At 71.8% G+C, this 13773-nt stretch carries 12 protein-coding genes; 5 read left to right on the top strand and 7 right to left on the bottom strand.

What is annotated here, in order from left to right:
• The first annotated feature begins 44 nt into the window (after positions 1-44).
• Together ACIQ7D_RS06110 and ACIQ7D_RS06105 are read left to right on the top strand one after the other, a co-directional pair.
• Positions 45-608: a hypothetical protein gene (locus ACIQ7D_RS06110; RefSeq protein WP_403934096.1), complete on the top strand. Its 564-nt coding sequence runs from the start codon at positions 45-47 to the stop codon at positions 606-608.
• 148 nt (positions 609-756) lie between these two features.
• Positions 757-1425 (top strand): class F sortase, encoded by a 669-nt coding sequence (locus ACIQ7D_RS06105; RefSeq protein WP_403934094.1) that lies wholly within the window; start codon positions 757-759, stop codon positions 1423-1425.
• A 139-nt stretch (positions 1426-1564) separates the two neighbouring features.
• On the opposite strand, the gene ACIQ7D_RS06100 is transcribed toward ACIQ7D_RS06105, so the two are convergent.
• The 4 genes from ACIQ7D_RS06100 to ACIQ7D_RS06085 are packed head-to-tail and all read right to left on the bottom strand — an operon-like array spanning position 1565 to position 6649.
• Entirely contained in the window at positions 1565-2608 is a 1044-nt protein-coding gene (locus ACIQ7D_RS06100) for an NAD-dependent epimerase/dehydratase family protein (protein ID WP_403934092.1), read from the bottom strand.
• Complete coding sequence (locus tag ACIQ7D_RS06095; RefSeq protein WP_403934091.1) at positions 2605-4677, bottom strand: fatty acid CoA ligase family protein; 2073 nt, start codon at positions 4675-4677, stop codon at positions 2605-2607. Before ACIQ7D_RS06095 ends, ACIQ7D_RS06100 begins: the two co-directional genes overlap by 4 nt.
• Positions 4678-4682: 5 nt before the next feature.
• Positions 4683-5591 (bottom strand): hypothetical protein, encoded by a 909-nt coding sequence (locus ACIQ7D_RS06090; RefSeq protein ID WP_403934089.1) that lies wholly within the window; start codon positions 5589-5591, stop codon positions 4683-4685.
• Positions 5592-5593: 2 nt separating this feature from the next.
• Positions 5594-6649 (bottom strand): 3-oxoacyl-ACP synthase III family protein, encoded by a 1056-nt coding sequence (locus ACIQ7D_RS06085; RefSeq protein ID WP_403934088.1) that lies wholly within the window; start codon positions 6647-6649, stop codon positions 5594-5596.
• 263 nt (positions 6650-6912) lie between these two features.
• Here ACIQ7D_RS06085 and ACIQ7D_RS06080 point away from each other — a divergent pair, with 263 nt between their 5' ends.
• Positions 6913-8367, top strand: a complete 1455-nt coding sequence (locus ACIQ7D_RS06080; protein ID WP_403934086.1) for a cytochrome P450 — start codon at positions 6913-6915, stop codon at positions 8365-8367.
• A gap of 42 nt (positions 8368-8409) precedes the next feature.
• On the opposite strand, the gene ACIQ7D_RS06075 is transcribed toward ACIQ7D_RS06080, so the two are convergent.
• Positions 8410-9351, bottom strand: coding sequence for a LuxR C-terminal-related transcriptional regulator (locus tag ACIQ7D_RS06075; RefSeq protein WP_403934084.1), 942 nt, complete (start codon positions 9349-9351; stop codon positions 8410-8412).
• 336 nt (positions 9352-9687) lie between these two features.
• Positions 9688-10437, bottom strand: a complete 750-nt coding sequence (locus ACIQ7D_RS06070) for a DUF4232 domain-containing protein (protein ID WP_403934082.1) — start codon at positions 10435-10437, stop codon at positions 9688-9690.
• A 176-nt stretch (positions 10438-10613) separates the two neighbouring features.
• Between ACIQ7D_RS06070 and ACIQ7D_RS06065 the strand changes: the two genes are divergently transcribed.
• The gene (locus ACIQ7D_RS06065) at positions 10614-12092 is read left to right on the top strand and encodes a helix-turn-helix domain-containing protein (RefSeq protein WP_403934080.1); all 1479 of its coding nucleotides are present in this window, start codon (positions 10614-10616) and stop codon (positions 12090-12092) included.
• A gap of 370 nt (positions 12093-12462) precedes the next feature.
• On the opposite strand, the gene ACIQ7D_RS06060 is transcribed toward ACIQ7D_RS06065, so the two are convergent.
• On the bottom strand, positions 12463-12696 hold the full coding sequence (locus ACIQ7D_RS06060) for a hypothetical protein (protein WP_403934078.1): 234 nt from the start codon (positions 12694-12696) through the stop codon (positions 12463-12465).
• A gap of 239 nt (positions 12697-12935) precedes the next feature.
• Between ACIQ7D_RS06060 and ACIQ7D_RS06055 the strand changes: the two genes are divergently transcribed.
• Positions 12936-13535: a hypothetical protein gene (locus tag ACIQ7D_RS06055; protein ID WP_403934076.1), complete on the top strand. Its 600-nt coding sequence runs from the start codon at positions 12936-12938 to the stop codon at positions 13533-13535.
• Positions 13536-13773: the final 238 nt, after the last annotated feature.

Genomic DNA, 13773 nt, shown 5'->3' with positions numbered 1-13773 from the left:
GCATCCAGGTCACCACCCACACCGGGCCGGAACTGGAGCGACCCATGTCTCGTCATCTCCGCCTGCGTTTCGCCGTACTGACCGCTGTCGCGGCCGGCGCGCTGCTCGTCCCGGCCACCGCGGCCGTCGCCTCCGACCAGGTTCAGGCCTCGGTGCCGAACGCGGCGGCGACCGAGAAGCCGGAGGACAAGTCCGCGGACGCGACGGACAAGGCGGCCGAAGCGGACAAGAACGGGGCGGCCCAGAAGGCCCAGGACGTCAAGCGGGCCGAGGCGGCCAAGCGGGCCGAGGCCGCCAAGCAGGGCGGGAAGGACACGCTCCCGCGCGGCGGCGTCGCCGCGGGCGACGCGCCCACCGACGACACCGCGAGCGAGAAGGCGAAGCGGGCCGAGGACCTGAAGAACGGCGCGGCCAGGAAGGCCGAGGCCGTCAGGAAGGCCGAGGCCGCCAAGCAGGCACCGCGCGGCGGCGTCGCGGCGGGCGAGGCCCCGGCCGGATCCGCCACCGGTATCGCCCCCCTCGCCGGTACGGCGGCGGGCACGCTGCTGCTCGCGGGCGCCGGTACGTTCGTCCTGCGCCGCCGCTCCACCGCGCGCGCCAACGGCTGACCCCCGACACGGCACACCGCACCTCGCGCGGCACACACCGCGCACCGCGCACCGCCTGATCAGGCACCACGGTGGCGCCGCCCCTCTTCGCGGGGCGGCGCCATCGCCTCTTCCCCCGCCCCCGCCCGTCCCACCCCTGGAGCCCGTCGTGTCCCCCGTGCACCCTCTACGGCGCCCCGGCGCCCTGCCGGCCCTCGCCCTCACCGCCGTCGTCCTCCTGCTGCTCACCGGCTGTTCGTCCACCCCCGACGCCGTGGCGTCCGGCGCGGGCCCCGTGGCGTCCGGCGCCCCCTCGTCCGACAGGGGAAAGCCGGCCGAGGACGGAAAGCCCGCGGGAGGCGGGGAGTCCACCGGCGGTACGGAGGACGCGTCGCCCGCCGCGCCCGTCAAGGTCGACGTCCCCTCGATCGGGATCACCAGCTCCCTGATGGACCTCGGCCTCAACGCGGACGGCACCGTCGAGGTCCCGCCCGCAGAGAAGGGGATGACCGCGGGCTGGTACACCGGTGGCGCCGTACCCGGAGCGGCCGGAGCCGCCGTGATCATCGGTCACAACGACACCCGCTTCGGCAAGGCCGTCTTCCATGACCTGAAGAAGATCGCCAAGGGCGCGGACATCACCGTCACCGACGAGCGGGGCGAGGCGGCGCACTTCACGGTCACCGACACCGAGAGCGTCGGCAAGAACGCGTTCCCCACCGACAAGGTCTACGGCCCGACCGACGAGCGCGCCCTGCGGCTGATCACCTGCGACGGCGCCTTCGACGCGCAGGGACACCCGGTGAACAACCTCATCGTCTACGCGCAACTCGTCTGACGGCGCGCGCCCCCGCCCCGGCGGGAGCGGCGCCACCGTACGACACGTCACGTCACGACACGTCACGGCACGACATGTCACCGCACGACACACGTCGATGCACGACATGTCACCGCACCACACCTCACCGCACCACACCTCACCGCACGGCGCGCTTGAACTCCTCCACGCCGCCGAGCGAGTCGACCCACGCCATGAGCTGCTTCAGCCCGTCCTCCTGGCTGATCACCGGCACGTACCCGAAGTCCCGTTCCGCCCCCGCCGTGTTGTACGTGGTCGAGCGCGTGAGCAGCGCCACCGCGTAGCGGGTGAGCGGCGGTTCGCGGCGGGCGGCGAGTGCGGGCACCCGCCAGGCCAGCTCCACGGCCTCGACGAGGGCGTCGACGACGAGCGGCGGGATCCGGCGGGTCGGCGGCCGCACGCCGAACAGCCCCGCCAGCCGTACCAGAAACTCCCGGAGGTCGGTCCGCTCCCGGTCGGCGACGAAGTACGCCCTGCCGCCAACCCGTTCGGCCGGGGCGCGCGCCGCCAGCAGCGACGCGGCGACCGCGTTGTCGCAGTGGCAGAGCGAGGTCAGCACCGTACGCCCCGCCGCCAGGTCGGGCAGCCGGCCGGCCGCCATCCGCCCGACCATCCGGGGCAGGAACCCGGCGAGGTCGCGCGGCCCCCAGATGCCGCGTGGGCGCAGCGAGACCGTGGTGAAGTCCGGCCGGTTCGCGGAGAGCACCAGACGTTCCGCGGCCGCCTTGGTCTCGGAGTAGAGGTTGTAGTAGCGGCTGGGGTACGGGGTGGACTCGTCGATGTCGAGCCGGTCCCCCTCGCCCACCCGCATCAGCGCGCTGGGGCTGCTGATGAAGACGAAGCGCTCCGCCCCGGCCGTGCGGGCGGCCTCCATCAGCAGCCTGGTGCCGAGGACGTTGGCGCTCCAGAACTGCTCCCGGGTGCCGTGCTCGACGACTCGCGCGGCGCTGTGGTGGACGATGTCCACGCCCTCGGCGGCGCGCGCCAGGGAGGCCGCGTCCGTCAGGTCGCCGTACGCCAGTTCCAGGCCGGGGAGCGAGCGCAGCCGGGTCAGGTCGGCGCCGCGCCGGACGAGGGCCCGTACGTCGTGGCCGGCGTGGAGCGCGGCCTCGGCGAGGTGCCCGCCGAGGAACCCGGAGGCGCCGGTGATCAGGACCTTCATGACATCCCCGGTTTCTCGTCCCGCGCCGGTTCCATGTCCCGCGCCGGGCCTGCCGGGGGCAGGGTGCGCCACCAGGTGGCGCCGTACAGCATGGTCAGGCCGGCGGTCGCCGCGTCGCGGTATCCGGCCGCGCGGCCCCGTTGCAGCGCGGCCGGGATCTGCGCGGCGTGCACGCCGACGCTGAGGAAGGCGTCGGCCCACCACAGGGCGCGCACCACGGGATGGTCAGGGAGGACCGGCCGCGCCAGCAGATAGGCCCAGCCGGCCAGCGGTACGGCGCGCAGCGCCCAGGTGCGTGCGGTGGTGGCGGGGCGGCGGCGCGCCGCGAGCTGCCGGGTGGCCCAGACGCCGAGCTGTTCCCGGCCGATCTTCGCGTTGTGCCGGATGTCCACCGGGAAGGCCGGGTGGCGCAGAAACTCCTCCAGGCCCCGGGTCACCTCGTGCTCGGCCGCCAACGTACGCAATTCCGCAACGAGTTCACGCCATCGCGCGTCGGTGACACCGGGTTCGATCTCCACACAGACCACCGGCTTCTTGGCGCCGGGCTCCCCGACCCCGACCAGGGCGGCGCGGCGTACCTCCGGGTGGGCGTTGAACACGCCTTCGCAGCGCACCGTGTGCAGGTCGCCGCCGGGGGTACGGACCCGCTGGGCGCGCCGGCCGCAGAACCAGAGCCGTCCGGAGGTGTCCAGATAGCCGAGGTCGCCGGTACGGTGCCACAGCCGCGTGGTGCCGTCGGCGGTCTCCTCGGGGATCTTGTACTGGGCGTTGGCGGCGGGGTCGCCGTGGTAGCCCGGGCTGACCGCGTCGCCCGCGAGCACGATCTCCCCGATCTCGCCCTGCGGCAGGGCCAGTTCGGAGCCCCAGCGCGCGACGGGACCGTCGGACACCCGGATGATCCGTACCGCCATGCCCGGCAGCGGGCGGCCCACGCAGGTACCGGCGCCGGTCGCCGACAGCGCGGCCGTCCCGCCGCCCACGCCGGCCGAGTCGCGCACATCCGCCGCGTCACCCGCGTCGGCCGAGCCGAGGGCCTCGGCCGAGCCGAGCACGTCGGCCGATTCGACGGAGGAGATCGGCAGCGCTTCCGTGGCCCCGTACGTCACATGGAACTCCGCCTTCTCGCCGAGTGCCCCGCGTACGGTCGCCACGACATCCGGCGGTACGGGCGCCCCGCCGGCGGCGACGAACCGCAGGTCGGGCAGTTCGGTCCGGTGCTCCTTCAGATGCTGCCCGAGCACCCGCAGCAGCGCCGGCGAGGCGATCATGCTGGTCACCCGGAAGCGGGTCAGGGCATCGGTCAGCAGCTCGGGCCGGGCGTCGGCGACCTTGGCCGGTGACACCGGCGCGAGCACCAGGGTCGAGCCGTGGAGCAGGTCGAGGATGCCGTACGCGGGCAGGGTGATCAGGGAGACGTCGTCGCTGTCGCGCTCGTGGACGGCCTGGAGCAGCCGCAGCATGGGCGCGCTCATCCGGTGGGTGTACTCGACGCCCTTGGCGGGGCCGGTGCTGCCCGTGGTGAAGGCGATCATCTGGAGGTCGTCGGCGGCGGGCCGGGGCAGGGCCTCCCCGCGGGGGCCGACGCGCAGCCGTGCCAGCGTCTCGCCGCCCCAGAACCAGCGGCGGCCCACGGTGACCTTGGCCCGCACGTCGCGGAAGGCGCCGCGCCCGAGGACCCGTACGACATGCGCGACGGGCAGGCCGATGAACGCCTCCGCGCCCACCGCCCGGTAGCAGTGCAGCATCCGCTTGACGCCCATGCCCGGGTCCACCACGACCGGGACGGCGCCGATCCGGATCAGGGCGAAGACGACCGCGAACAGATCGGGGCCCGGCGAGGTCATGAGGATGGTCCGGGTGCCCCGGGTGATGCCGATCCGGTGGAAGCCGGCCGCCAACCGCTCGACCTGGTCGTGGAGTTCGCCGTAGGTCAGCTCGCTGTAGCGGATCGATCCGTCGGCTTCGTGGCCGTCCGGGTGGACGATCGCCGCCTTGGCGGGGAAGGTGCGGGCGTTGCGCTCCAGGATGTCGGCCGGGCCGTCCGCCCGGTCCGCGGGTGTCGGGGCCACCGCGCTCACCGGTCCTGCGGCCGGTAGCGTACGCAGGTCACGCTCGGGCCGGCTCCGGCGGTCACGAACAGCAACTCGTCGTAGCCGCCCGGGAGTCCGTCCCGTACCGCCTGGAGATAGCTGAGCACCGGGGCGGCGGTGTGCGGTTCGCCGGCCGCCGCGTCGGCCACCTCGGGGGCCACGACGGCCGCCGGGTCCACGCCCAGACGCCGGGCCAGCTCCTCGGGGAAGCCGGGCGCGGGCCGGTTGGCGACCAGCAGCGTACGGTCCAGGGCCAGGCCCTCCTCCCGTACGTACCCGGCGACGCTGTCGGCGGCGAGGTCCAACAGCCGCTCCGCCCAGCCCTCTTCGCGGTGCACCGTGATCTGACCGCGTTCCTCGCCCGTCCCGTCGGCCAGGCTCACATAGCCCGTCGTCCCCGCGCTGCCCCTGGCGCTGTACGCGCGGACCGGGCCGAAGCCGCTCGTGCCGTCGGCGCACCTCTCCAGCAGCAGGGCGGCGCCGAGGTCGGCGTACGGATAGCCGGGGTCAAGACGGGAGTTGCCGGCGGGGTGCACGTCGGCGGCTGTGACCAGGACCCGTTCGGTGGAGCCGCTCCCGAGCAGGGCCTGGGCGACCTGGACGGCGTTGAGGACGCCGCAGGCGCCGTTCATCAGGTCGAAGGAGAGGCCGGGCGACCGGTCGATCGTGTAGTCGAGGCTGATGCCCACCTCTTTCTGCACCAGCGCCGCCATGGCCGGTTCGAGGGCGTTGTTCTCGCGGTAGACGCCGACGTTCACCAGAACGCCCACCGCCTGGGGCGCCAGCCCGGCCTCGTTCAGGCACTCCTGGGCGGCCTCGGCCGCCAGCCGGATGTCGGAGGTGCGGACGGCCTGCGGCTCGGTGGCGGAGGCGGCCCTGATGATCGTACCCACGGTCAGACTCCCAGATTGGTGATCGTCACGGACAGGCCCCCGACGATGACGCCCGAAGCGGCGGGCACCAGAAGGAACTTGGCGCCGCGGCGCGCGGTCCCGGCCCGCAGATGCTCGCCGAGCGTGACGAAGTGCGAGGTGCTGGCGGTGTTGCCGAGGTATTCCGTCGTGGACAGCGTCTCGGGCATCGCGGTGCCGAACGCCGACTCCCCGTGCTCCTGCATGAAGTCGATGAACCGGGTGCTGACCTGGTGGTGGATGACGTAGTCGAACTTCTCGTCCGCGAAGTCGCCGCCGTCCTTGGCGAGGAAGTCGCTGTAGAAACCGGACCAGATCCTGCGCCGGCCCTCCGCCTGCTGCGTCTTGGAGTCCGTGTACATGGCGAGGCCGCCCGTACGCTCGCTCGGCATGGCCAGACACAGATGGGAGAACTCGGCGGCGGTCATCAGCTCGACATGGTGGATCCGGTCGGCCTCGTCCTCGGACTCGTCGAGGATCACCGCGGCGCCGGAGTCCCCCACCGTGAGGGAGGCGAACTGGGGATCGCGGGAGGTTTCCATCTCCGCGGCGGCCGTGCGCGCGATCGGGGTGATGCGCTCGCCGCTGACCACCAGGCCGTTACGGACCATGCCCTGCCGGATCATCCGGTCCAGGACATGGACTCCGGTGATCATCCCCGCGCAGGCGTTGGACAGGTCGAAGTGGATCGCCCGGTGTGCGCCCAGCTCCTCGATGAGCATCCGGGCGAACGACGGCTCGAAGTGGTACCGGTCGCCGCCCTTGCTGCGGCTGATCGACGTCGAGATCACCACGTCCAACTCGGCCGCGTCGTAGCGGGAGTTGCGCAGCGCGTCCTGGGCGGCGCGCAGAGCCAGCCCGAAGGAGTCCTCGCCGGCGCTCGCATCGGCGACCCGGCGGGCCGTGACGCCGGTGACACGCTCAAGGGGCACGTTCGGCGCCCCGGTGACCGTGGCGACCAGCTCGGATGTCGGCTGCACCGTGGCGGGCAGACAGGTCCCCAGCGCTTCGAAACGGCTGGCACGCGCAATCGTCGCCATCCCGTCCTTCTTTCTCGATCCGGGTCCCGCGGGCGTCGGCCGCGCGGGACGAGACGGTCTTACGCCCGCCCTGTTGTCGGCGAACGGCCGCGGCCCCCGGCGGCGTTGGGACCACATTCTTCGCGCACACCGTGGGTCGAGGTCACTACGTGGACACGTAGGACCGGCACTACGTATCCACGTAGTGCCGGTCGGAAGGCGGGTCTGCCAGTCTCGGCGGTGACCCGGCGACCACGGAGCGCGGCGAGCGAAGGGGATACGTTGTGACGGCCGACCCGCACATCCCGGGACCGACCGGTCCCCGGCTGGTCAGATCCCTGCTGGAGCTGCGCGGCAACCCGATGAGCGCGTTCCGGCGGGCCCGGCGCGAGTACGGGGACGTCGTCCGCCTCGCCGCGCCCCTGCCCGGCCTGCGGCTCAACATCCATCTGGTGTTCTCCGCCGAGGGCGCCCGGGAGGTGCTGGCCACCCAGGCGGCCAACTTCCGCAAGGACAACGTCATGTACGAGGTGATCCGGGAGTCCTTCGGCAACGGCCTGCTCACCAGCCAGGACGATGAGTACCGGCGCCAACGCCGCCTGATCCAGCCGCTGTTCACCCGCCGGCGGGTCGACGGTTACGCCGACGCCGCCTGCGCCCAGGCGGAGGCGCTGGCCGAACGGTGGCGCGGTGCGCCCGACCGCACCGTGGACCTCACCGAGGAGATGCCGGCCTTCGCCCTCCGCACCCTGTGCCGCATCCTCTTCGGCGCGGACTCCGACAACGCCGTCCAGGTGGTGAGCCGCTGTCTGCCCGTACTCCTGGACTACACACTGGAGCGCGGCAACACACCGCTCACCCTGCCCCGCCACTGGCCGACCCCGCGCAACCGGCGGGCCGCCGCCGCCCAGCGGGGGCTGTACGAGCTGTGCGACGAGATCATCGCCGGGCGCCGGACGGGCCCGGAGGAGGGCGCCGGCGGCGGGACGGGCGACGACCTCCTGGGCCTGCTCACCGGTGCGTCCGGCGCGTCCGGTGCGTCCGGCGGCTCCGGCGTCTCCGGCGAGAACGGTGAGAGCGGCGAGGCGCTCGACCTGGCGGAGATCCGCGACCAGATCCTCATCTTCCTGGTCGCGGGCCACGAGACCACCGCGACCGGGCTGGCCATGGCCCTGTATCTGCTGGCCCGGCACCCGGAGGCACAGGCCCGCGCCCGCGAGGAGGTCGACCGGGTGCTCGCGGGGCGCCGGCCGGGAGCCGCCGACCTGGACGTGCTCCCGTACCTCACGATGGTGCTCAAGGAGGCCATGCGCATCCAGTCGCCGGTCCCCTTCATCTCCCGCCGGGCCGTCGCGGACGCGGTGATCGACGGCCACCGCATTCCGGCCGGGGCCGATGTGATGGTCTGCGGCGCGGTCATCCAGCACGACCCCACACACTGGCCGGATCCGGAGCGCTTCGACCCCGAGCGCTTCACCCCGGACCGCGAGGCGAGCCGCCCGCGCTATGCCTGGTTCCCGTTCGGTGGCGGCAACCGGGCCTGCATCGGACAGCACTTCTCGATGCTGGAGTCGGTCCTCTGCCTCGCCGTCCTGCTCCAGCGGTACGAACTCCGGCCCGCGGGGCCCGAGATCCCGCTCGGCAACACGGTGACGCTCAAGGAGAACGGCCCGATCCGCTGCCACCTCACCGCACGCACCACCACCCCGGCCCCCGCGAAGCGGAACGCCGCCGGATGATTGAGCCAACCTTCCGGAAGGGCTCAACTCTCCCCGAAATACTCAGCAGGCCCCTTCGACGTTCGACGTCCGGTGCCCGGCGAGCTGTCCGACCGGGGAACTCAGCTTATGCGCCAGTTGGACACGCGACCGGACTCCCAACTTCTGGAAGATGCGGCGCAGATGAAAATCGACGGTGTGGGGTGAAATGGAGAGTCGGCCCGCTATCTGATGATTGCTCAGCCCCTCGCGCGCCAGCGTCGCCACGGCCCGTTCCGACTTGGTCATACGGGCCCAGAAGCCATCCGTGACGGAGCGGGCACCCGTCATTGCGGCGGGCGGAATGCCGGCGGGGGAGAGGTCACCGGCAGAGAGGTCGCCGGCAGAGAGGTCGGCGGCCCGTTCGGCTAACTTCCGCAGCCGCCGGACGGCCCGCTCCTCATCGCGGACCGAGCCGATCTTCCGGTAGATCTCTGCCGCTTGGCGCAGCCGGAACTCCGATTCCGCGTACGGCCGCGCCGGGTCCGCCATGAGGAGCATCCCCAGATCCTCGACGGCCGACGCGCGCGCCCACGGGTCCCGGTAACGCTCGATCACCCGCCGCAGCCCCGCCCCGTCCTGGTTCAGCAGACTGCGCGCATGCAGCGAACCGGGCCGCGTCTCAGGCCCGGCCGCCACCACGACCGCCTCCGCCGCGGCCCGGTCGTCGGCCCGTAACAGCACCCGCACCAGCCAGGGCGCGGCCTCCGGCTCCAGCGACAGCATGACCCCGTCCGCCAGCTTTTCCGACTGCTCCGCCATAAACCGCTCAACGGCGCGCCGGGGCCCTATCGAAGCCGCCGCGAACTGGAGTATCAGCCAGTTGTAGCGTGCCAGTTCATCGGGCGGGGCGGAATCCGGGATCGCGTCATGGACGGTTTCGACATGCCGGGCCGCAGCCAGCAGATCCCCTCGCCGTATGGCTGCTGTGGCCAATATGGAAGGAGCGAATTGTCCCTTGTTCATGGCGATGAAAAATTCCCTCGTAGGTCGCGATTCGACTGCAACTGCAAGGCGCCTCAGGTTCCCGGCGGGTTACGTCCGGGTTATCGTTCCGTGTACGCCGCGCAGGTAAATTCGCCGCCGACAGGAAAGCGTATTCATATGTGGAACTTCGGATCGGGTGGAGTCTAGCCCCGATCTTGCACGAGGGACCGTGAGCAGGCGGGACACCCCTTTCGTCCCGCTTGAGCGTGTTGATCGGCCGTCGCGACCATGACGGCCGTGCGGGGGTGCCACACGCAAAGGTGGTGGCCGGGAGCGATCCCGGCCACCACCACTGTCCGTCACCACGTGCGGGCGTCACCAGTTGGTGGCGCTGTCCATCGTCTGCTGCCAGTACGTGACCTTGAGCGAGTCGTCGATGTACACGCCCTTGGCGGGCAGCGAGGGGGTGGCACCCGAGCCGACGCTCTCCGAGCCGGAGCGGCCCTGGAAGTAGACGGTCAGGGACTTCTCCGTGCTGCCGTGGGAACCGCTGCCGTCGGTGGCGGACAGGCTCACCGCGGCGTAGCCGGACTCGCCCGGTCCGAGCGTGACGACGGCCTGCGGCTGGGACTCCTCGATGACCGGCGGCACCGACTGGGCCTCGCCGAAGCGGACGGCCGGGTAGCCGTACAGGAAGCAGGTGTCGCGGCCGGTGTTGGTGACGGTGAGGAGCATGTGGTTCACCGGGCGGGTCAGCGGGGCGGCGACGGTCTTGGTGTTGGAGCCCTCGCAGGTGACCACCTTGCCGGAGGAGGGGGCCTTCGCGGCGGGGCCGTTCGCGTCCGGCTTCGCGGTGGCGGAGGCCTGCCGCGCGTCGTCGGCGGACGAGCCGCCGTCCGAGGAGGAGCCCTTGGCGGAGGATCCCGGGTCGGACTCCTTCGACGCGCCGGTGCCCGCGGAGGGCGCGCCCGGCGTGGCGGCCGTGCCGGTCGCGGCGGAGTTCGCCGACGCACCCTCGTCGACCACGCCCGTTCCGTCGCCGCACGCCGTCAGGGAGAGCGCGGCGAGTGCGACGGCCGCGGCGGCGGTGACAAGGCGGGAGCGGGAGTTCCGGATGCTGGACATGGTGTGGTGCCCCTTAGTCGTTCGGGTGGGGGTGGTGCTTGGATGACTGGAGCTTGCGGGGTGATCTGTCCCAGCCGCCACAAGGAGCGGGGAATTCGGGACGCTGGAATGCGAGAACAGCCTTTGACCAGGGGAAACGCAATGCCTCTGGGATGCGTGGAGGGGACACAGAGGGGATGGGTGAACGAGTGCCGGAGGTGCGAGGGGCCGGGCGGACGGACGAGTTCGCCGCGCTGCTGCGGGAGCTGAAGGACCGTTCGGGGCTGAGCTACGGGGCGTTGGCCAAGCGGCTGCACATGAGTACGTCGACGCTGCACCGCTACTGCAACGGCACCGCCGTTCCCAACGACTACGCCCCGGTGGAGCGCCTCGCCCGGGTGTGCCGGGCCACGCAGCAGGAACTGGTGGAGCTGCACCGGCGCTGGATCCTGGCGGACGCGGCCCGGAGGACCAGACCGGACCAGGGCGGGGCGGCGGGCTCGGCAGCCGGAGCCCGCGAGTCCGGCGCGACGGACGAGCCGGCCGGTACGGCGTCGGTCACGCACCCGGGCGAGGACGGCCACGGCGACGGCGAGGACAGCGACGCCCGGGGCGCCAAGGACGCCAACGACGCCAAGGACAGCAGGGACAGCAACGACGCCAAGGACGCCAACAACGGTGACGACGAAGGCGCCAAGGACGGTGACGGCGGGGTCGTCGTCGCCTTGCCGCACAAGCCCGCGCCGCCACGGCGTCGCCGGAGCGCGCTGATCGCCTCCGTCGCGGCGGCCGCCGTACTGGGGGCCGTGGTGCTCGCCGTCACCGTGCCCTCCGGCGGGCGTGGGAACGACGCCGGGGACGGTTCGGAAGCCGGTGCCGCCGCCGTGACCACGGACACGGCGGACACCCCGGCGCCCTCGACGTCGGACTCCGCTTCCCCTTCCCCCTCCGCTTCTCCCTCCCCTTCTCCGAGCGGGAAGAGTCCCGGCCCGTCCGCCTCCACCTCCGCCGCCGGATCCGGAGGCACCTCGCACGGCGGCGACGGGAAGGGCGGGGCCGGGCCTGCCGACAACAGCACCGCCGCACCGCTGAACGTCGCCGTCCGCCCCTATGTCTACGAGGACCCGTGCAGCCAGCACTTCCTCGTCGACAGCGAACCCGAGCAGGTCGGTCCGCCCGCGGGTGAGGCGGACGCGCCGCGCTGGGCCGCCGCCTACGGCGCGGTCTCCTCGGAGGAGCAGCGGGTCGCCCTGACCCTTCAGGGCACCGGGCGGAACACGGTCGTCCTGGAGGAGTTGCATGTACGGGTCGTCGCCAAGCGCGCGCCGCTCGCCTGGAACGACTACTCGATGGGGGTCGGCTGCGGCGGGGGCGTCGGCACCAAGTCCTTCGACATCGACCTCGACAACGGCAGCCCCACGGTCACCGTCAAGAACGGCCAGCGCGACTTCCCGTACAGGGTCAGCGAGTCCGACCCGGAGGTCTTCTACATCAACGCGCGCGCCACGGCGCACGACGTCCGCTGGGACCTCAGCGTGAAGTGGACCAGCGGCGGCCGCAGCGGCACGGTGCACATCGACAACGACGGCGTCCCGTTCCGTACGAGCGCCGGGGCCGCCCGGCCCGGCTACGACTACCCGCTGGGCGGGGGCGAGTGGGTCGAACGGGACAGCTGACCCGAGCCGCGGGCGCCGGTGAGGTCCACGCCGTGACCGACGAGGACGGACGGCGTGGACAACGCCACCGGGAGGCGGCTCCCCGCGCCTCGGCTCCAGCGGGAAGGTCTTCGGACACCACTGCCGCGCGGGCCCGCCCCTCCGTATCCGCTGCCCCGCCCCTTCCGTATCCGCTACGGCGTGCCCGCGAGCCCGCCCATCACGTCGTACCACTGCTGGCGGCGCGGTTCGACATCGTCGACCCGGACGACCTCGCCGAGCACCAGTGGAACATGTACACCGAGCGCGACCGCGTGGAGCGGTTCCGGCCCGAGTCGCGGACTCAGCAGCCCGCCGTCTGGCGCACGCGGAGCGGGGCGGCCCTGTTTCGTCAGGGCGCGTCGCCGAGGAGGGTTTGCGGCGTCTGCCGGAAGGCGGCCGAGTCGATGTCCTCGCCGATGGCCAGGCGCTGCGAATACCCCGTGGGCATCGCGAGCACCGCCCGCCGCCGCAAGGCCGAGGCCATTTCGGTGGCGCCGTAAGAAAGTTGTTCCGCGACAGCGAAGCCCCGGGCAGCCCGCCTGGGGCTTCGCTGCTGCGCGCAGCGTGCCTTCCACGCGGCCAAGCCCGCCCGCTTTCCACTTGACGACCGACTCCATTGCTGAAAGTGCGGTATTTATCTACGGTTTCCGTGTTTCGCCTGCAATGCCAGAGGAATCGTCTGCCGTTCTACCGAAATAAATTACTCGGAGAGTCGGCCGGTGCTGTCATGGTCGCGAAGACATGCGTAACGGGAACTGGCCGGTCGTTTTCGTGGTAGGGTTTCATTGAATTCACAGGACGCCACGAAAAAAGGGGAATGGCGTGAATACCGAGAAGGTTACGGCTCGACGTCTTGCGGCCGGAGAGGTTTCGGAGTTGGGCCTCCAGGACGGAATCTTCGTCTCGGCAGAGATGAATGGCCTTCCTCTCGACTGCTACGCCCCGGCTTTCCTTACGGAGCCGGGCAAGAACTTCGAGGGCGGTTTCTTCACCGCGAGGACGATCTTCGGTGAGGAAATCCGTGTTCTCCCGGACGATGCCGAAGAGCGCGGTATCTGGGTCGCCGACAAGACGGGGGAGGAGATCGAGGTTCTGCAGAGCGCCGGCGTCCTCCTGAACCTCGCGCTCTTCGTGCCCAACGGGAACAAGGAATCCCTGGAGGCGCTCTACTCCGCTGCGCGGGACGCGTTCGGTGCGGGGATCGTCCAGCGCTGGAACGAGGATGTCGTCGCGGTGCCGGACGTCAAGGTGGACCTGTTCGAGGAGCCGGCCCGGGGACGGAAGAACGCGAGCACCCAGAATCGCGACCGCCGCGCCCTGGACATCTACCCGACCCGAGTGCGCTTCATGGAGCCCAGCGACGGCTGGAAGTTCATTGTCGAACCGCACAAGGAGATTGTCGACGAGACGCCGACAATCTGACCTGAAGGCGGCCCGCCGCCCGAACGGCTGATGTGGGCAGTACGACCAAACGCTCGGCCGGGGTGATCCCGGCCGGGCGTTTTCGTATCGGACCGTATCGGATCGTCGATGTGCGGCCACCAGGGCACGCCGTGCGCGGTCTCCCCGCCGGCGGCGAACCCGGCGGGGCCCACACCTCCGGTGGAGCGGTCCGGGCCGGTTACGCGGCCGGTGTTGTCCCTCTCCGTCTGTCGCGGAA

Source organism: Streptomyces sp. NPDC096310 (assembly GCF_044763125.1).
Classification (GTDB): Bacteria; Actinomycetota; Actinomycetes; order Streptomycetales; family Streptomycetaceae; genus Streptomyces.
The sequence above is the reverse complement of the archived record's forward strand: the minus strand, read 5'-3'. Positions and strand labels throughout refer to the sequence as shown.

Coding starts and splice junctions, on each gene's coding strand:
- ACIQ7D_RS06110 (WP_403934096.1), top strand. CDS start 45: ATGTCTCGTCATCTCCGCCTGCGTTTCGCCGTACTGACCGCTGTCGCG.
- ACIQ7D_RS06100 (WP_403934092.1), bottom strand. CDS start 2,608: ATGAAGGTCCTGATCACCGGCGCCTCCGGGTTCCTCGGCGGGCACCTC.
- ACIQ7D_RS06085 (WP_403934088.1), bottom strand. CDS start 6,649: ATGGCGACGATTGCGCGTGCCAGCCGTTTCGAAGCGCTGGGGACCTGT.
- ACIQ7D_RS06075 (WP_403934084.1), bottom strand. CDS start 9,351: ATGAACAAGGGACAATTCGCTCCTTCCATATTGGCCACAGCAGCCATA.
- ACIQ7D_RS06070 (WP_403934082.1), bottom strand. CDS start 10,437: ATGTCCAGCATCCGGAACTCCCGCTCCCGCCTTGTCACCGCCGCCGCG.
- ACIQ7D_RS06065 (WP_403934080.1), top strand. CDS start 10,614: ATGGGTGAACGAGTGCCGGAGGTGCGAGGGGCCGGGCGGACGGACGAG.